Source organism: Acinetobacter sp. GXMZU3951 (assembly GCF_054457875.1).
On sequence record NZ_JBTLFO010000005.1, the window covers coordinates 1 to 17,724 of the forward strand.

General features: G+C 44.2%; 15 protein-coding genes. 14 read left to right on the forward strand and 1 reads right to left on the reverse strand.

The genetic code is table 11. The features are described 5' to 3' along the window. The 14 genes from ACX17N_RS09060 to ACX17N_RS09125 form a co-directional block, all read left to right on the forward strand. A partial coding sequence (locus ACX17N_RS09060) for an acetyl-CoA C-acyltransferase (protein WP_458892253.1) occupies positions 1 to 583 on the forward strand: 583 nt, incomplete at its 5' end. A gap of 36 nt (positions 584 to 619) precedes the next feature. Then, entirely contained in the window at positions 620 to 1,975 is a 1,356-nt protein-coding gene (gene pcaB / locus ACX17N_RS09065) for a 3-carboxy-cis,cis-muconate cycloisomerase (RefSeq protein ID WP_458892254.1), read from the forward strand. Positions 1,976 to 1,983: 8 nt separating this feature from the next. After that, a complete protein-coding gene (pcaD, locus tag ACX17N_RS09070; protein ID WP_458892467.1) occupies positions 1,984 to 2,760 on the forward strand; it encodes a 3-oxoadipate enol-lactonase in 777 nt (258 codons plus the stop codon). Between the two features lie 41 nt (positions 2,761 to 2,801). Beyond that, a complete protein-coding gene (locus ACX17N_RS09075; RefSeq protein ID WP_458892255.1) occupies positions 2,802 to 4,157 on the forward strand; it encodes an aromatic acid/H+ symport family MFS transporter in 1,356 nt (451 codons plus the stop codon). Positions 4,158 to 4,171: 14 nt separating this feature from the next. After that, the gene (pcaC, locus tag ACX17N_RS09080) at positions 4,172 to 4,606 is read left to right on the forward strand and encodes a 4-carboxymuconolactone decarboxylase (protein WP_458892256.1); all 435 of its coding nucleotides are present in this window, start codon (positions 4,172 to 4,174) and stop codon (positions 4,604 to 4,606) included. A gap of 26 nt (positions 4,607 to 4,632) precedes the next feature. Beyond that, on the forward strand, positions 4,633 to 5,358 hold the full coding sequence (gene pcaH, locus ACX17N_RS09085) for a protocatechuate 3,4-dioxygenase subunit beta (RefSeq protein WP_458892257.1): 726 nt from the start codon (positions 4,633 to 4,635) through the stop codon (positions 5,356 to 5,358). 15 nt (positions 5,359 to 5,373) lie between these two features. Next, on the forward strand, positions 5,374 to 6,003 hold the full coding sequence (pcaG, locus tag ACX17N_RS09090) for a protocatechuate 3,4-dioxygenase subunit alpha (RefSeq protein ID WP_458892258.1): 630 nt from the start codon (positions 5,374 to 5,376) through the stop codon (positions 6,001 to 6,003). Between the two features lie 151 nt (positions 6,004 to 6,154). Continuing rightward, positions 6,155 to 7,015 carry a type I 3-dehydroquinate dehydratase gene (gene aroD, locus ACX17N_RS09095; protein WP_458892259.1) on the forward strand — a complete coding sequence of 287 codons (861 nt, stop codon included), beginning with the start codon at positions 6,155 to 6,157 and terminating at the stop codon, positions 7,013 to 7,015. 27 nt (positions 7,016 to 7,042) lie between these two features. Then, on the forward strand, positions 7,043 to 8,503 hold the full coding sequence (locus tag ACX17N_RS09100; RefSeq protein WP_458892260.1) for a right-handed parallel beta-helix repeat-containing protein: 1,461 nt from the start codon (positions 7,043 to 7,045) through the stop codon (positions 8,501 to 8,503). A gap of 60 nt (positions 8,504 to 8,563) precedes the next feature. Next, positions 8,564 to 9,880 carry a carbohydrate porin gene (locus ACX17N_RS09105; protein ID WP_458892261.1) on the forward strand — a complete coding sequence of 439 codons (1,317 nt, stop codon included), beginning with the start codon at positions 8,564 to 8,566 and terminating at the stop codon, positions 9,878 to 9,880. Between the two features lie 179 nt (positions 9,881 to 10,059). Further along, complete coding sequence (locus ACX17N_RS09110) at positions 10,060 to 12,489, forward strand: glucose/quinate/shikimate family membrane-bound PQQ-dependent dehydrogenase (RefSeq protein ID WP_458892262.1); 2,430 nt, start codon at positions 10,060 to 10,062, stop codon at positions 12,487 to 12,489. Between the two features lie 148 nt (positions 12,490 to 12,637). Further along, positions 12,638 to 14,689 (forward strand): TonB-dependent receptor domain-containing protein, encoded by a 2,052-nt coding sequence (locus ACX17N_RS09115; RefSeq protein ID WP_458892468.1) that lies wholly within the window; start codon positions 12,638 to 12,640, stop codon positions 14,687 to 14,689. A gap of 145 nt (positions 14,690 to 14,834) precedes the next feature. Next, complete coding sequence (locus tag ACX17N_RS09120; protein WP_458892263.1) at positions 14,835 to 15,875, forward strand: DUF1311 domain-containing protein; 1,041 nt, start codon at positions 14,835 to 14,837, stop codon at positions 15,873 to 15,875. An 87-nt stretch (positions 15,876 to 15,962) separates the two neighbouring features. Continuing rightward, positions 15,963 to 16,739 carry a Rossmann-like and DUF2520 domain-containing protein gene (locus tag ACX17N_RS09125; protein ID WP_458892264.1) on the forward strand — a complete coding sequence of 259 codons (777 nt, stop codon included), beginning with the start codon at positions 15,963 to 15,965 and terminating at the stop codon, positions 16,737 to 16,739. A 75-nt stretch (positions 16,740 to 16,814) separates the two neighbouring features. On the opposite strand, the gene trmB is transcribed toward ACX17N_RS09125, so the two are convergent. Beyond that, on the reverse strand, positions 16,815 to 17,531 hold the full coding sequence (trmB, locus tag ACX17N_RS09130; protein ID WP_458892265.1) for a tRNA (guanosine(46)-N7)-methyltransferase TrmB: 717 nt from the start codon (positions 17,529 to 17,531) through the stop codon (positions 16,815 to 16,817). Positions 17,532 to 17,724: the final 193 nt, after the last annotated feature.

A 17,724-nucleotide genomic window follows, 5' to 3' on the forward strand; every position in this document is an offset into this window, starting at 1 on the left:
GAGCATTGCTCAGCGTAAGGGTGATCCAATTGTGATCGACACGGATGAACATCCGCGTGCATCGACCACACTCGAAGGTTTGGCCAAACTGAAGCCAGTCGTCACAGCAGAGGGCACCGTCACAGCGGGAAACGCGTCAGGCATCAATGACGGTGCGGCTGCTGTACTCATCGCTTCAGCAGCAGCCGTTGAACAATACCAGCTTAAACCACGCGCCAAGATTATTGCCTCTACGGCTGTGGGGGTTGAGCCACGCATCATGGGCTTTGCTCCGGCACCAGCGATCAAGAAATTGCTGAAACAAGCCAATCTGACGATTGAGCAGATGGATGTGATTGAACTGAATGAAGCGTTTGCCGCACAGGCATTGGCGGTGACCCGTGATTTGGGTTTAGCCGACGATACCACGCAAGTGAATCCGAATGGCGGTGCGATTGCGATTGGTCATCCACTCGGTGCTTCAGGCGCACGTTTAGTGATCACGGCTTTAAACCAATTGGAACAAACTGGTGGTACTTATGCACTGTGTTCAATGTGTATTGGCGTGGGTCAAGGCATTGCGCTGATTATTCAGCGGGTTTAAATCGGATTAGCAAAGCGGATTAAGGAAAAGACCATCATGAGCCAGTTATATGCCAGCTTATTCTACCAAAAAGACGTGACTGAAATTTTCAGTGATCGTGCTTTGGTGTCTTACATGATTGAGGCTGAAGTCGCGTTGGCACAAGCACAGGCTCAGGTTGGTGTGATTCCGGAATCGGCGGCTACCGCAATTAGCCAAATTGCAGAAGCAGCGTTGGATCAGATTGATTTTGATGCTTTGGCTGTCGCAACAGGCTTGGCGGGCAATATTGCAATTCCATTTGTAAAGCAATTGACTGCAATTGCCAAACAAACCGATGACGATGCTGCGCGTTATGTTCACTGGGGCGCAACCAGTCAGGACATTCTAGATACCGCATGTATTTTGCAGTGCCGTGCAGCGTTGACTCATGTTGACGCCTTAATTCAACACTGTTATCGCGCAGCATTGGCTCAAGCCGAACAGTATCGTGCCCAAGTCATGATTGGTCGTACGTGGTTGCAGCAAGGTTTGCCGATTACGCTGGGTCATAAATTGGCGCGCTGGGCATCGGCATTTCATCGTGATTTAGCACGTATTGAAGCGATGAAGTCACGTGTGTTTACAGCTCAGCTGGGTGGTGCAGTGGGTTCATTGGCATCGTTACAGAACCAAGGTACTGCCGTAGTGGAGGCATTTGCAGCACAGTTACAGCTTTCAGCGCCTAGTTGCACTTGGCATGGTGAGCGTGACCGTATTGTGGAAGTAGCAAGTGTTTTAGCGATGGTGACAGGTAGCTTGGGTAAAATGGCACGTGATTGGTCTTTGATGATGCAAACTGAAATTGCAGAAATCTTTGAACCAACAGCAAAAGGTCGTGGTGGTTCATCGACCATGCCACATAAACGTAATCCTGTTGCCGCTGCTTCAGTTTTAGCTGCAGCAAACCGTATGCCTGTATTGATGTCGAGTTTGTACCAAAGCATGGTGCAAGAGCATGAGCGTAGTTTGGGCGCTTGGCATGCGGAATGGCTTGCCGTACCAGAAATATTCCAACTCTGTGCAGGTGCTTTAGAACGGACTTTAGACGTTTTACAGGGTATGCAAGTGAATGCTGAGAACATGCAGCGTAACTTGGAATGCACCCAAGGCTTGATTATGGCAGAAGCGGTCATGATGGCATTGGCACCTCATATGGGGCGTTTACAGGCTCATCATGTGGTGGAAGCGGCGTGTAAAACAGCTGTAGAAAAAGGCGTGCATTTAAAAGATGTGATTGCGGAATTGGATCAAGTCACAGCCTATTTTAACGCGGATCAGATTTCAGAAATTTTTAAACCCGAATCTTATCTTGGCAACATTCAAGACCAGATTGATGCGGTGTTGCAGGAAGCAAAAGGAGAGGCAAAGTGAATATTACAATGATCAATCGTCAGGGCAAATGTTTGGCTGTGCAAATTAGCGGTCAAGAAAATGCACCTGTAATTGTATTTTCAAATTCACTCGGCACAGACAAAGGCATGTGGCAACCTCAAGTTGCGGCATTTGAACAGCATTTTAAAGTCGTGACCTATGACACACGTGGTCATGGTCATAGCGATGTGATTGAGCAGACTTCAGTGCAAAATCTTGCTGAAGATGTGATTGATATTTTGGATGGTTTGAATATTCAAAAAGCCCATTTTTGCGGGATTTCCATGGGTGGAATGACCGCTTTATGGTTGGGTATTTATCATGCAGCACGTTTTCATAGCATTACCGTTGCCAATTCAGCAGCCAAAATTTGGACTGCAGAAGGTTGGAACGCCCGTGCAGATGCTGTGGTTGCCAACGGTTTAGCTGATTTAGTTGCAACGACACATACCCGCTGGTTTAGCGAACAGTTTGATTATCAATATAACGCTTTAGCACAACGTACCATCCAGTCTTTAGCAACAACACCAGCACTGGGTTACGCAGAATCTTGCCGTGCATTAGCACAAGCCGATTTAACCCAAGAAATTCAAAACATTCATATTCCAACTTTAGTGATTGCAGGCGCATTTGACCCTGTGACCACAGTTGCTGATGGCATTTTCATGCAACAACAGATTCAAAATAGTGAATTGGCGGTGATTGACGCATCGCATCTTTCCAATATTGAACAACCTGAGCAGTTCAATCAAATGCTCAGTCAGTTCATTGGTTCGATTCAATAGTTTAAGGATTTAAAAAGGACTTTCAGCCTAAGGAGGCAGGTATGGCGTCTCAGGAATACGCTACTCAAAAAACGAGTATAGACGCGCAGGCACTGATTAATGAAGCACCAATTAGCAAGTATCAGTGGCTTATTGCAATTGTATGTTTTTTCATTGTTTTTGTTGATGGTATTGATACTGCAGCAATGGGGTTTATTGCACCAGCCTTGGCACAAGACTGGGGTGTAGACCGTTCCCAGCTTGGTCCAGTGATGAGTGCGGCATTAGGCGGCATGATTATTGGGGCTTTGGTTTCGGGTCCAACCGCTGACCGCTTTGGTCGTAAAGTGGTGCTAACTGTTTCCATGCTCATTTTTGGTGGTTTTACCTTGGCATCTGCCTATGCGTCTGACCTAGACACCTTGGTGATTTTACGCTTTTTAACAGGTATTGGTTTGGGTGCGGCAATGCCAAACGCAACCACGCTATTCTCCGAATATTGCCCGAAACGCTCACGCTCTTTGCTCGTGACGTGCATGTTCTGTGGTTACAACTTGGGTATGGCGACTGGTGGCTTTATCAGTAGTTGGTTGATTCCGACTTTTGGATGGCACAGTCTGTTTTTACTAGGCGGTTGGTCGCCACTGATCTTGATGATCTTGGTGATTTTCTTCTTGCCTGAATCGTATCGTTTCTTGATTGTCAAAGGTGGTGATAACGCCAAAGTGCACCAAATCTTGTCACGTATTGCTCCTGAACAAGTTCAGGGTGTGACGGAGTTCCATGTACCAGAAGAACAGATTGATGGTGCAGAGAAAAAAGGTGTATTCGGCATGTTGTTCTCACCGAAATACGTTAAAGGCACAGTTTTACTTTGGTTGACATACTTCATGGGCTTGGTCGTGATTTACCTGTTGACCAGCTGGTTACCAACCTTAATGCGTGAGACAGGTGCAACTTTAGAGCGTGCAGCATTTATTGGTGGTTTATTCCAGTTTGGTGGCGTACTCAGTGCCTTATTCATTGGCTGGGCAATGGACCGTTTCAATCCAAATAAAATTATCGCGGGCTTTTACTTAGTTGCAGGTTTGTTTGCCGTGGCAGTCGGTCAGAGCTTAGCGAATCCTACTTTACTTGCCATCTTAGTGTTATGTGCAGGTATCGCGATTAATGGTGCACAGTCTTCAATGCCAGCGTTAAGCGCGCGTTTCTATCCAACACAATGCCGTGCAACAGGTGTGGCGTGGATGTCTGGGATTGGGCGTTTCGGTGCCGTGTTTGGTGCTTGGATTGGTGCGGTATTACTCGGCAATGACTGGTCATTTACTGCAATTTTAAGCCTGCTCATGATTCCTGCAACCGCAGCAGCAGTCGCTATTTTTGTTAAATCACTTGTTGCACATACGGATGCAACGTAATTGAGGGTTCTCCCATGAATGATGAACAACGCTATGAACAAGGGATCAAAGTTCGAACTGAAGTGCTGGGTGAAAAGCATGTGAATCGTTCGATCGAGAACCTGAATGACTTTAATGAAGATTTTCAGAATTTTATTAGTCGTTTTGCTTGGGGTGAAGTTTGGTCTAGACCAGGTTTACCGCGTCATACCCGTAGTTTAGTGACCATTGCCATTTTATTGTCATTAGGTCGCGAAGAAGAATTGCGTATGCATTTACGCGCTTGTTTTAACAATGGTGTGACCAAGGACGATTTAAAAGAGTTGATTCTGCATTGTTCACTTTATGCAGGTCTCCCAGCAGCGAATGCAGCCATGCACATGGCAGAAGAAGTTTTTGCAGATTTGGGCATTGCACCCCAAAAGCTGAGTGAAAAGCAGTTAAACCAAGAACAGACCAACCAAGAGTAATGGAACAAGTTTAAGAGGGACGTCACATGTCACAACTTATTTTAGGTGCATATGCACAGCGTAATACCGATGATCATCCGCCAGCGTATACACCAGGCTATAAAACCAGTGTATTGCGTTCGCCTAAAAATGCATTGATCTCAATTGCAGAAACATTAACTGAAGTGACTGCACCGCATTTTAGCGCCGATCAGTTTGGTCCTAAAGATAACGATTTGATCTTGAACTATGCCAAAGAAGGTTTGCCAATTGGTGAACGTATTATTGTGCATGGTTATGTACGTGACCAGTTTGGTCGCCCTGTGAAAAATGCCTTACTCGAAGTGTGGCAAGCCAATGCGTCAGGTCGTTACCGTCATCCCAATGACCAGTTTATTGGTGCGATGGATCCGAACTTCGGTGGTTGTGGCCGTATGATGACCGATGCCAATGGTTACTTTGTATTCCGCACGATTAAACCAGGTCCTTACCCATGGCGTAACCGTATCAATGAATGGCGCCCTGCACATATTCACTTCTCATTGATTGCCGATGGTTGGGCACAGCGTCTGATTTCTCAATTCTATTTTGAAGGCGATACGCTGATTGATTCGTGTCCAATTATTAAAACCATTCCTTCGGAAGAACAACGTCGCGCACTGATTGCTTTAGAAGACAAGAGCAATTTCATTGAAGCAGACAGCCGTTGTTACCGCTTTGACATCACCTTACGTGGTCGTCGTGCGACTTATTTCGAAAATGATTTGACTTAATTCAGGGAGAACAACATGAACAATTGGAATTTTCAGGAATTGCATGAAACTCCATCTCAAACAGGTGGACCATACGTACACATCGGCTTGTTACCAAAACAAGCCAACATTGAAGTGTTTGAAAATAACTTTAACAACCAGCTAGTGAAAGAAAACACGTTAGGCGAGCGTATCCGCTTAGAAGGTCAGGTGTTTGACGGCTTAGGTTTACCATTACGTGATGTTTTAATCGAGATTTGGCAGGCCGATGCCAATGGCGTGTATCCAAGTGCTGCAGATAGTCAAGGTAAACAGGCTGATCCAAACTTTTTGGGGTGGGGGCGTACCGGTGCAGACTTTGAAACAGGTTTTTGGAGTTTCGACACCATTAAACCAGGTGCTGTTCCAGGACGTAAAGGCACAACACAAGCGCCACACATTGCATTAATCATTTTTGCTCGCGGGATCAACATTGGTTTGAACACCCGTGTCTATTTTGATGATGAAGCCGAAGCCAATACGCAAGACCCAGTGCTGAAAGGCATTGAGTGGGCACCACGTCGTCAAACGCTCATTGCCAAGCGTGAAGAACGTGATGGTGAAGTGGTTTATCGCTTTGATATTCGCATTCAAGGCGAAGATGAAACCGTGTTTTTAGATATCTAAACTCCCCAAGACTTGGTGCAGAACCTCCTGCACAGGGCTTATAGATAGAAGTTTATACGTGGGGGTTCCATGTCCCATTGCATGAATCCCACGTATGTTTTCGGCTGATGACTGAAGTCAGGCAATAGTATTGATAATACAAGGAACTGTAATGATTACGATCAAAAAATTAGCGATGCAATTATGTTTAAGCAGTGCTGTACTTGCAGCAATGCCATCTACATTTGCAGCCGAGGCCATGCCATTAAGCACCCAGCATTATGTGGTGAAAAGCGTCAATATTGGCGACTTACCTGTTAAAACTATCGTACCAATTACGGCAAAAACTGCTGAACAAGCGATAGCGCAAGCCAAAGTGATTGCGGCTAATCCCGATGCAGACTTAGCCGAGTTTCGTATTGATTTACTCGAATTTTCTGCTGACACGAAAAAAGTGATTGCACTTGGTCAGCAACTGAATCAAATTTTAAAAGACAAACCGCTCATTGCGACCATTCGTACCCATAGCGAAGGTGGTAAAATGACGGTGACTGATCAAGATTATGAAAAAATTTATCGTGAATATCTCAAAGCACCATTTATGCAGTTGCTGGATATTGAGATGTTCCGTGATGCAGGCAGCGTTGCGAAGTTGACCAAATTGGCGCACGATAAACATGTATTAGTGATTATGTCGAATCACGATTTTAATAAAACCCCAGAACAACAAGAAATCGAAAACCGTTTGCTCAAACAAGATCAAATGGGTGCAGACATTCTGAAAATTGCAGTGATGCCGAAGTCTAAACAAGATGTCATGACCTTAATGAATGCAACATTAGCGGTGAGCCAAAAAAGTCAAAAACCATTATTGACCATGTCGATGGGGCAATTGGGCACGATCTCGCGTGTAGCCACGGCCAACATGGGCGGCAGCTTAAGTTTCGGCATGATTGGTGAGGCGTCAGCACCGGGTCAAATTGATGTGACCCAACTTAAACAGTTCCTTAAAACTGTGCAGCCTACACCTTAAGACTTAAAAATATAAAAGGATTTGAATATGAAATCATCCACTTTACGTTTAACCACACTGGTTTTAAGTTTGGCTGCTTCAGGTTTTGCTAGTGCAGAAACTTATATGGTTGACCGCTATCAGGACGATAGTAACCAAGGTTCTTTACGTTGGGCAATTGAACAATCCAATGCCAATGCAGCACAAGAAAATGAAATCCAGATTCAAGCCGTTGGCAAAGCTCCTTATGTCATTAAGCTAAATCAGCCTTTACCTCCGATTAAATCTTCCGTAAAGATTATTGGCACGCAGTGGGATAAAACCGGTGAGTTTATTGCCATTGATGGTTCGAACTACATTAAAGGCGAAGGCGCGAAAGCCTGCCCAGGGGCAAACCCTGAACAGTATGGCACTAACGTGCGAACCATGACGTTACCGGGTCTGGTATTGCAAGATGTAAATGGCGTGACTTTAAAAGGTCTTGATATTCACCGTTTCTGTATTGGGGTTTTGATTAACCGTTCGAGCAATAACCTCATCCAACATAACCGTATCAGTAACAACTACGGTGGTTCTGGGGTGATGTTGACAGGTGATGATGGTAAAGGCAATCCAACCTCAACCACCACCAATAACAACAAAGTCTTAAACAACGTGTTTGTGGATAATGGTGATGGACTTGAACTGACGCGTGGAGCGGCATTCAACCTTGTTGCCAATAACCTGTTTACTTCAACCAAAGCTAATCCAGAGCCATCTCAGGGCATTGAAATCCTTTGGGGCAATGACAATGCGGTCGTAGGGAACAAGTTTGAGAACTACTCAGATGGTCTCCAAATTAACTGGGGTAAACGTAACTACGTTGCGTACAACGAACTGAGCAATAACTCGATTGGCTTTAACTTAACGGGTGATGGCAACATCTTTGACAGCAACAAAGTGCATGGTAACCGCCTAGGTATCGCCATTCGTTCAGAAAAAGATGCTAATGCACGTACCACGTTGACGAAAAACTCCATTTGGGACAACGGTAAAGATATTAAGCGTTGTGAAGCGGGTGGTTCTTGTGTACCTGACCAGCATTTAGGTGCGATTGTATTTGCAGTACCTGCTTTAGAGCATGCCGGCTTTGTGGGTTCTCGTGGTGGTGGTGTGGTGATTGAGCCAGCTAAATTGCAAAAAACCTGTACACAGCCAAATGAGCAGGGCTGTAATGCCATGCCAAACCAAAATATCCACGCGCCACGTTTAAGCTACAACAAAGGACAAATTAGCGCTGTAGTTCAAGGGCAACCAAATCAGCGCTATCAAGTTGAATTCTTTGCCAACCGTCAAGCGAATAGCCAAGAAGCAGAGCAGTATTTAGGTACGCAAGTGGTGACCACCAATGCGCAAGGTCAAGGTCAGGCAATGTGGAAAGCAGTAAGTGGCTTTGCAAGCGTGACAGCGAATGTGACTGACCATTTGGGTGCAACCTCAGAACTGAGTCCAGCAGTTAAAACGAAATAATAAGAATCGCATGGAAAGCTCAGCTATGTTGAGCTTTCCAAACAGAAAAGGATGTTTGGTATGCAACAATTATTAAAACTTGGCACATTATCTTTGGCGCTAATCACTTGCCAATTGGCTTCAGCCAATGAATTTTATTCGGCAGACCGCCAATGGTTATTTGGTGATTGGAACGGTGAACGGAAGCAACTAGAAGATCAAGGTTATAAATTCACTGCAGCCATTATGAGTCAGGCAGCAACCAACCTAGATGGGGGGTATAACGATGACAATACGCTGGAAAATGCAGGACAACTAACTTTAGGTGCCAATTTTGATTTGAACAAAATTGCAGGTTGGGAAAATACTACGGCAGGTTTAATGATTACCAAACGTGATGGTAACGCTTTAACCCTAGAACGAATTAAAGACCCGCGTGCCAGCACCTTAGGCAATACTCAAGAAATTTACGGGCGTGGAAAAATTTGGCGTCTGACCCAAGCCTGGATCAAAACAGGATTTGATGACAATCGCGTGCAATTCAAGATTGGTCGTATGGGCATGTCGGATGACTTTAACAGTTCGCAATGTGAATTCCAGAACTTACTGCTTTGTGGTGGTCAGCTCGGTAAATCAATAGGCTCGATCTGGTACAACTGGCCAGTCGGGGTTTGGGGCACCAACCTGAAGTATCAGTTTGCACCAGCATGGTCACTCGGTTTGGGCGTATACGAAGTCAATCCTGATAATGTCAAAACACAATCCAATAGTGATGGTTTTAACCTTGATATGGACAATGTTGAAGGGGCAACCATTCCACTGGAGTTGGCTTGGAAACCTAAATTAGCTGCATTAAATGGCTTACCGGGTGAATATAAACTTGGAGCGCTATATTCCACAGCAGAAGCCAAAGATATCCGTAGTGGCGAAATGCAAGATGGCAAATACAGTTTCTGGCTGAATGCTCAGCAACAACTCACTCAACACGCTGCTGATCCTAAACGTGGTTTATACATCAGCTTTAATGGTGTTGTGAATGATAAAGCCACGACTTCGGTTGAAAGTACCCAACAACTGGCGCTTTGGTACAAAGGACCATTCGAGAGTCGTCCGAACGATTCGATTGGACTAGGTTTTGCCAATTATGTCGTGAATGATCGCGTAACGGATAAACAAATTGCCAGCAATGAAAGTCGTGGTTATTACAGTTACGACGCAGTGGCCAGTGACTATGTTCCGATTCAACGCGATGAACTGAATGTTGAATTGAACTACACCTACCAATGGTCACCCGCGATTATGCTTCGACCAAACTTGCAATACATCTATCAACCAACAGGCATAAAAGAAGTCGAAGATGCATGGGTGGCTGGTTTAAGTATGAAAGTGAATTTTTAACAGTATTTAAATTGAAAAGGTGATTAAAATATAAGCAGTAGTGCTGTTTAGTTTAAACACTTGAATCAAGGCTTGTGCAGTACAGCTGCGCAAGCAAAAGAATTTATTCGTGAAGATAAATGATACTCAAAGGAGAGAGGGAGTGATCATTTAAACGCACGGCACTAGGAGTAAGATGTATGTCTGAAGCTCAATCAAAGCCAGGAGCCATATTTAAAATATGGTGCTTTGTCCTTGGCTTGGCCTTATTGTTAACAGGCCTATTTTATTTAATTGGTGGCGGAAAGCTCATCAGTTTAGGTGGCTCATGGTACTTCTTTATTGCAGGCTTAGTGACCATCGTTTCAGCGATTTTCATTTTTAGAAAAAAAGCCCTTGGGGTTGGATTATTCAGTTTAGTCTTTATCGGTACCGTGATTTGGGCATTGCTTGATACAGGCTTTGAATTCTGGCCGCTACATTCACGCTTAATGTTCCCAGCAGGACTCTTTGCTGCGGTGCTGTTTACTTTGCCTTCTATTCGTAAATACCAGCAACAAACCGCAATGTCCGCACCAGCTTATGTGGTGGGTGGATTGACTGTGTTAGGTATGTTCGGTGGCTTATACGGCATGTTTATTCCACATCCGACTGTGGAAGCATCGGGTCAGGAATTACCATTAGTACCCGTTACCCCGAATAAACAGCAGGTGAATTGGGATCACTATGGTAGTGATGCAGGCGGTAGCCGTTTTGCAGCACTCGATCAAATTAACCGAAATAACGTCTCTAAGCTCAAAGAAGCTTGGCGTTTCCAAACAGGTGATATGACCACAGGTTCGGGCAATGGTGCAGAAGATCAAATGACCCCATTGCAAGTGGGCAACAAAGTATTGTTGTGTACCCCGCATAACAATATTATTGCGTTGGATGTAGACACCGGTAAGCAAATCTGGAAGGCCGAGGTCAACTCTAAAGCGGATGCTTGGGAGCGTTGCCGCGGTGTGGCGTATTTCGATTCGACTCAAGCCTTGGTCCAGCCAACATTGGCAGGTGCAACAGCCGTGACAGCAGTTGCGACCAATACCGCATGTCCACGACGTGTCTATACCAATACCCCTGATGGTCGCTTAATTGCAGTGAATGCGGATACAGGCGAACGCTGTAAAGACTTTGGTGTCGATGGTACGGTCAATTTACTTGAAGGCTTGGGCGATGGCACCAAAGCCCCACGTTTTGAAGTGACTTCAGCGCCAACCATTGCAGGCACTTCAATTGTGATTGGTAGCCGTATTGCCGATAACGTTGCAGCCGACATGCCAGGTGGTGTAATTCGTGCATACGATGTCATTACAGGTAAACTGCGTTGGGCATTCGATCCACGTAATCCAGATCCAAACTATGTGCTAAAACCAGGTGAAACCTATAAGCGCAGTTCAGCCAATTCATGGGCTGCAATGTCTTATGACCCACAAATGAATACCGTGTTCTTACCAATGGGGAGTTCTTCGGTCGACCTTTGGGGGGCAAACCGTCAACCTTTAGACCATAAATACAATACCTCGGTATTGGCGCTTGATGCGACTACTGGTAAAGAAAAGTGGGTCTATCAAACGGTTCATAATGACTTATGGGACTTTGACTTACCAATGCAACCAAGCTTGGTCGATTTTCCACTGAAAGATGGTTCGACTAAACCTGCTGTGGTGATTGGGACCAAGTCTGGTCAGTTCTTTGTGCTTGACCGTGTTACAGGTAAACCATTAACCAAAGTGGTGGAACAGCCAGTTAAAGCTGCCGACATTCCAAATGAACAATACAGTTTGACCCAACCACGTTCTATTGAAATGCCACAAATTGGCAACCAGACTTTGACTGAATCGGACATGTGGGGTGCAACGCCATTCGACCAATTGATGTGTCGCATTAATTTCAAATCGATGCGTTATGAAGGTCTATTTACTGCACCAGGTACGGATGTTTCCTTGAGCTTCCCAGGGTCGTTGGGTGGTATGAACTGGGGTTCTATGGCATTTGATCCAACACATCGCTATATGTTTGTGAATGACATGCGCTTAGGGCTTTGGATTCAGTTAATCAAACAAACCCCTGAAGACTTGGCGATTCAAGCCAATGGCGGTGAAAAAGTAAATACCGGTATGGGTGCAGTGCCAATGAAAGACACCCCATACAAAGTCAACAAAAACCGTTTCTGGTCTGCGTTGAGCATTCCATGTCAAAAACCACCATTCGGCACCATGACGGCAATTGACATGAAAACTCGTCAAATTGCATGGCAGGTTCCATTGGGTACGGTCGAAGATACAGGTCCGATGGGTATCAAAATGGGCTTAAAAGCACCCATTGGTATGCCAACGATTGGCGGTCCAATGGCAACTCAAGGTGGCTTGGTGTTCTTTGCGGCAACACAGGACTACTACTTACGCGCCTTTAACTCTTCAAATGGTAAAGAGTTATGGAAAGCACGTTTACCCGTCGGTAGTCAGGGTACCCCAATGAGCTATATTTCACCTAAAACAGGTAAACAATATGTAGTTGTTTCTGCGGGTGGCGCACGCCAGTCCCCAGATCATGGCGACTATGTGATTGCTTATAGTTTAGGTGAGTAATACAGACGCATAAACGGAAAGCCCTTCTGTCCCAGAGGGGCTTTTTACACTCCATCAAATGATAAGAAAAGGATATCTTGTGAGACTACTCAATACGACTCCATTTCCCTTTCAATATGCGTTATTGACTGCTGTTATCTTGCAGTCGATGGTTCTGCATGCTCAAGAGACAGCGGAATATCAACTTCCTGTCATTAAAGTCCAAGCGGTTCGAACAGACAGTGAATTGTTGCAGACCTCGGCTTCTATCCAGAAAGTGCAAGCGCCTCAGGTACAAAAAAATGCCAATGTGAATGTTTCGGAGCTATTGCAAGGCGTTGCAGGTTTACAAATTAATAATCGTGAAAATTATGCACAAGATTTGCAAATCTCCATGCGGGGCTTTGGTGCACGTTCAACCTTCGGTGTGCGCGGCATTCGCTTATATGTCGATGGTATTCCCGCCACCATGCCTGATGGTCAGGGGCAGAGTTCCAATATTGATTTAGACAGCCTAGACAATATTGAGGTTTTGACAGGACCGTTTTCATCCATTTATGGCAACTCATCGGGTGGCACCATTTTGACTCAGACCAAAGAAGGGCAAGGGCAGGATACCATTCAAGTTGGTTTTAATGCAGGTAGCCATCACAAGCAGCAAGCCAATATTCAATTACAAGGTGGCTCAGATCAAGCTAATCAGCCTGCATATGTGATTAGCTCATCTTATTTCGACACAGATGGTTTCCGTGACCATAGTGCAGCACAGAAAGTACTGAATAATGCCAAGCTAACGTGGAAATTAGATGATGGCAGCAAAATAAACTGGCTCATGAACCGAGTGAAAATTGAAGCGGATGATCCACAAGGTTTAAAGCGGGAACAATGGCAAGCCAATCCACAACAGGTCAATGACAGTCAAAATATCTATGATGTACGTAAAAGTATTGATCAGACTCAGACAGGGTTGACGTGGAGCAAACCGCTGAATGACCAAAACGAACTCTATGCCATGTTCTATTTGGGCAATCGTCAAGTGGTGCAATATCAGTCCATTCCAAGCAGTGCGCAAAAAAATCCGCGTCATGCAGGTGGTGTGATTGATTTTGATCGGGACTATTACGGTGCGGATTTACGTTGGACAGGTAAGGAGCTACTGCCAAATACCACCTTGATTGCTGGTTTGGCATTCGACCAGATGCGTGAAGATCGCCAAGGTTATGAAAACTTTGATGCGACAGGGCATTACGGAGTGAAAGGTAATCTACGTCGTGATGAGATCAATACCTTATGGAATCTCGATCCCTATATCCAAGCCTCGTGGCAGTTTTTACCACAATGGCATCTAGATGCAGGTTTACGCTATAGCAATGTCAATTATAAATCTGAAGATCAGTATATTGTGGCAGGTAATGGCGACGATAGTGGCAGTACTGACTATCAAAAACTATTACCTACCGTGGCGTTGGGTTGGGAAGTATTACCTGAGTTGTATGCTTATGCCAGTTATGGCAAAGGCTTTGAAACACCAACTTTTACCGAGATGGCATATCCGACGGTGGGAACGTCAGGTATTAACTTTGATTTAAAGCCTTCAAGCAGTGATAGCTATGAGTTGGGTTTGAAATCTCAAAATGCATTGGGACAGTTTAGCTTCGCAGCGTTTCATATTGAAACCCAAGATGACATTGTGCCTGATGATGCCAACGGCGGACGCAGTACCTTCCGTAATGCGGAAAAAACTTTACGTGAAGGCTTAGAACTATCATGGCAAAAGCAACTCTGGCAAGCGTTGAATATCCGAACCAGTTATAGTTATTTAGATGCAACATTTGATGCCGCTATTCCTGCGACCACCACCAAGCCACTGATTCAGAAGGGGATTTATATCCCAGGGATTGCTAAAAACCAAGCCTTTGTAGCTTTGGCATGGCAACCTGAGCAGGGTTTTCAGGCCGGCTTAGACGCACGCTATATGGATAAAATTTATGTCGATGATATCAACTCGGATACTGCACCAAGCTATACAGTTGTGGCGGCAAACATCGGCTATTTATGGGTGAATCGAGACTGGAAAATCAATACTTATGCGCGAGTCGATAATTTGTTTGACCGTAACTATGTCGGTTCAGTGATTGTGAATGACAGTAATGGACGTTATTTTGAACCTGCCGATGGGCGTAATTTTAGTGTGGGGATGAGTGTAAACAAGACCTTTTAATAGGATCTTATCTGGAACTTAAAAAGGGGGCTAAATTGCCTCCTTTTTTGACGCCTGAAAATCTTTCACGGTATAGATACTCGTTTTTTTAGCCTAAATTTGCTTAAATACGCCTCGAAAAATAACAACATATAACAGGCTTTATATGAATAAATTAAGCAATACTTTAGTTTTTGTAACCTTGTGTAGCAGCATGCTTCTCACGGGTTGTGATTTCTTTAAAGGTAAGAAAGACAGTGCTGAAGCAGAACAAGCTGTGCCCGCAGTCAATGAATGGGACTGTAGCAATGAAGCAAAGTTAAAAGAGATTAAGGCTGCACTACAGCAAGACTATCTGAAAAAACTAGATAAAGCTTTGCGTAACTCTAGCTATTATCAGGCGGATAAAAATCTGACCGATACCATCACCCAGAATATTCATTTTGAAGTGAAAAATATTACCACAGTGACGGAACAACCAGAAACCGCAAAGCAACTAGAATGCCGTAGCGAGCTGATTGTGAAAATGCCAAAAGGTTTACAACAGCGTGCTGAAAATGGTTATAAAGCGATGCGGTGCGATGAGTGCGAAGGTTATTATGGCGATACGTTGAAAGATTCTCTAGAAAGCGAAGCGTATGGTTTGAGCTTGCAGAAAGATCAGTTGAAAGGATCATTTAATTATCAATTGATTAAAACGGATAAAGAGGGCATTCAACTCCAGTTACCCAAAGAAAATAATGTGATAGAGGGATTAGTCTTTATTACAGAAAAAGCGGTACAACTTGCTGCTTATGAAGAAGAAAATAAACAGTATGATGATCAATTAGATGAGCAAGAACAAAAAAATGCTGAACAACAAGAACTGGCTCAGAAATCTATGGATATCCGTCAAAAAGAGCTGAATACCGATCAAGCAAAAGTAGTGGAGCGCTTAAATCAAACTTGGGATCATTTCACCAGTGAGCAAAAAGCCCAGTTGCAACAAGACCAGTCGGACTGGTTTGAAAAACGGGATGTAGACTGTAAAGTGATTGCGCAAACGAGCCTTTATAATATTCCCGAAAAAGATCGTGAAACCTATCAACAGCATCACGATTATTGGGATGCGAACATGAGAGAACAAAATCAGGAGATGCAATACACCAAATGTTTTAATCAAAAAACCTCAGAGCGTATTGTTTATCTGAATAATGTTTTTAACTGATCAGAAACCGAATTGAAATGAAAAGGACGAATTGCTTCGTCCTTTTTTTATTGGCATGCTTACAGCAGAAAGGAAGAGTAAGCAAATATGCGAATTAGTATTATCGGTGCAGGGCGCGTAGCCTACCATTTGGCATCCGTTTTAAAGCAACAACATCAAATTGTACAAATTTATAGTCGGACTTGGGAAAAAACACAATGTTTGGCTACGCATGTGGCAGCACACGCTTGTCCTTCGTTTAGCGAGTTAAATCCAGAGATTGACCTGTTGATTCTTGCGGTGAGTGATCAATCCATTACTACGGTGATTGCAGAAATTGCCCCGTTATTGCCAAATGTGCTGATTGTGCATACTTCGGGCAGTACCGATCTTCAGCGATTGCAGCAATATCATCTACGTTCGGGCGTATTTTATCCTTTACAGACGTTTAGTCTTGAGCGTGAAATTGACTGGCAGCACACGCCACTTTTTGTGGAAGCAGTACACGCAGCAGATCAAGCGCTTTTACTGCAACTGGCGCAACAACTTAGTGAACGTGTCTATGCCTATAGTTCGCAGCAACGCTTGAGTTTGCATTTGGCAGCCGTGTTTGCCTGTAATTTTACTAATTACTGTTATGACATGAGCAAGCAGATTGTCGATCAGACACAGGTTGATTTTAGTCTGTTGTATCCATTGATTTTGGAAACAGCCGCTAAAGCCACACAGAATGATCCCAAAAATATGCAGACGGGTCCGGCAGTACGCGGTGATGTGAATATTTTACAGATGCATCAGTCAATTTTAGCGGAATTGCAACGATCTGATTTGGCTGAAGTATATGCCTTAATGAGTCAGCAGATTATGCAGCGACATCAAGCCTAAGCGTTGGCGTGAAATTGAGAGGGGAATCTCAAGCATGTAGTGCAGCATGCTTGAGAAAAATCTTACTGAGACAAATTACTTAATTTTCTTGAAAATAAAGTCATTAATTTTGTGACCAGCTTCCAAGCCACGACGTTCAAATTTGGTTTGTGGACGCCATTCTGGACGCGGATAGCTATTGCCTTTACCTGCCATATTTTCAAGATTTGGACGGTTGTCTAATACATCCAGCATCCATTCTGCATACGGTTCCCAGTCAGTGGCTGCATGGAATGTTCCACCCATTTCCAACTTCTGCTCAACCAATGGCATACGGTCATGTGAAACGAAACGACGTTTAAAGTGACGTTTTTTCTGCCATGGGTCTGGGAAATATAACTGCACACAGTTAATACTATTGTCAGGCATTTCACGAAGGACTTGAATTGCATCGGCATCTAAAACACGAAGGTTTTTCAGCTCAGCCATGCCTGCTTCATAAACGCATTGCGCAATCCCTGGAATGTGTACTTCAATACCAACAAAGTTGCGTTCTGGATTTGCTTTCGCCATCAGTACCAGTGAGCGACCCATACCAAAACCGATTTCAACAGTCAAAGGACGTTCAGGGTGTTCAAAATGCTGACGCAAATCACCTACTGGATATTCCAAAATTAAGTGACCATATTGTTCAAGCGCAGTACGTTGAGAGGTATTCAGCGGAGCAGAGCGACGCATATAAGTCACAATTTCACGATGCTCATTTAAGTTGTCTAGCTCGACGACTTGCGGTTCTAATAGATCGGTTGACATAACTTTGGCAAATGTAAAAATTCGAAAGCGGTATTTTAAATCCTGAGACTGGCAAGTCAAATTTTTTACCGTTATTTCGGCAATTAAATTGTTTTTGATTTTGTCAGAGTGAAGTTCATCCAGCAGAAACTGGCTTGGGGGATGATCTATAGCTTACGGATTTATGACTACACAACAAAAAAAAGAGCTGGTC

Excerpts from the sequence above, each read along its gene's own strand:
- pcaG (WP_458892258.1), top strand. The coding sequence starts at position 5,374 with ATGAACAATTGGAATTTTCAGGAATTGCATGAAACTCCATCTCAAACA.
- ACX17N_RS09120 (WP_458892263.1), top strand. The coding sequence starts at position 14,835 with ATGAATAAATTAAGCAATACTTTAGTTTTTGTAACCTTGTGTAGCAGC.
- trmB (WP_458892265.1), bottom strand. The coding sequence starts at position 17,531 with ATGTCAACCGATCTATTAGAACCGCAAGTCGTCGAGCTAGACAACTTA.
- aroD (WP_458892259.1), top strand. The coding sequence starts at position 6,155 with ATGATTACGATCAAAAAATTAGCGATGCAATTATGTTTAAGCAGTGCT.
- ACX17N_RS09110 (WP_458892262.1), top strand. The coding sequence starts at position 10,060 with ATGTCTGAAGCTCAATCAAAGCCAGGAGCCATATTTAAAATATGGTGC.
- ACX17N_RS09100 (WP_458892260.1), top strand. The coding sequence starts at position 7,043 with ATGAAATCATCCACTTTACGTTTAACCACACTGGTTTTAAGTTTGGCT.
- pcaC (WP_458892256.1), top strand. The coding sequence starts at position 4,172 with ATGAATGATGAACAACGCTATGAACAAGGGATCAAAGTTCGAACTGAA.
- ACX17N_RS09105 (WP_458892261.1), top strand. The coding sequence starts at position 8,564 with ATGCAACAATTATTAAAACTTGGCACATTATCTTTGGCGCTAATCACT.
- ACX17N_RS09125 (WP_458892264.1), top strand. The coding sequence starts at position 15,963 with ATGCGAATTAGTATTATCGGTGCAGGGCGCGTAGCCTACCATTTGGCA.
- pcaH (WP_458892257.1), top strand. The coding sequence starts at position 4,633 with ATGTCACAACTTATTTTAGGTGCATATGCACAGCGTAATACCGATGAT.
- pcaD (WP_458892467.1), top strand. The coding sequence starts at position 1,984 with ATGATCAATCGTCAGGGCAAATGTTTGGCTGTGCAAATTAGCGGTCAA.
- pcaB (WP_458892254.1), top strand. The coding sequence starts at position 620 with ATGAGCCAGTTATATGCCAGCTTATTCTACCAAAAAGACGTGACTGAA.
- ACX17N_RS09115 (WP_458892468.1), top strand. The coding sequence starts at position 12,638 with ATGGTTCTGCATGCTCAAGAGACAGCGGAATATCAACTTCCTGTCATT.
- ACX17N_RS09075 (WP_458892255.1), top strand. The coding sequence starts at position 2,802 with ATGGCGTCTCAGGAATACGCTACTCAAAAAACGAGTATAGACGCGCAG.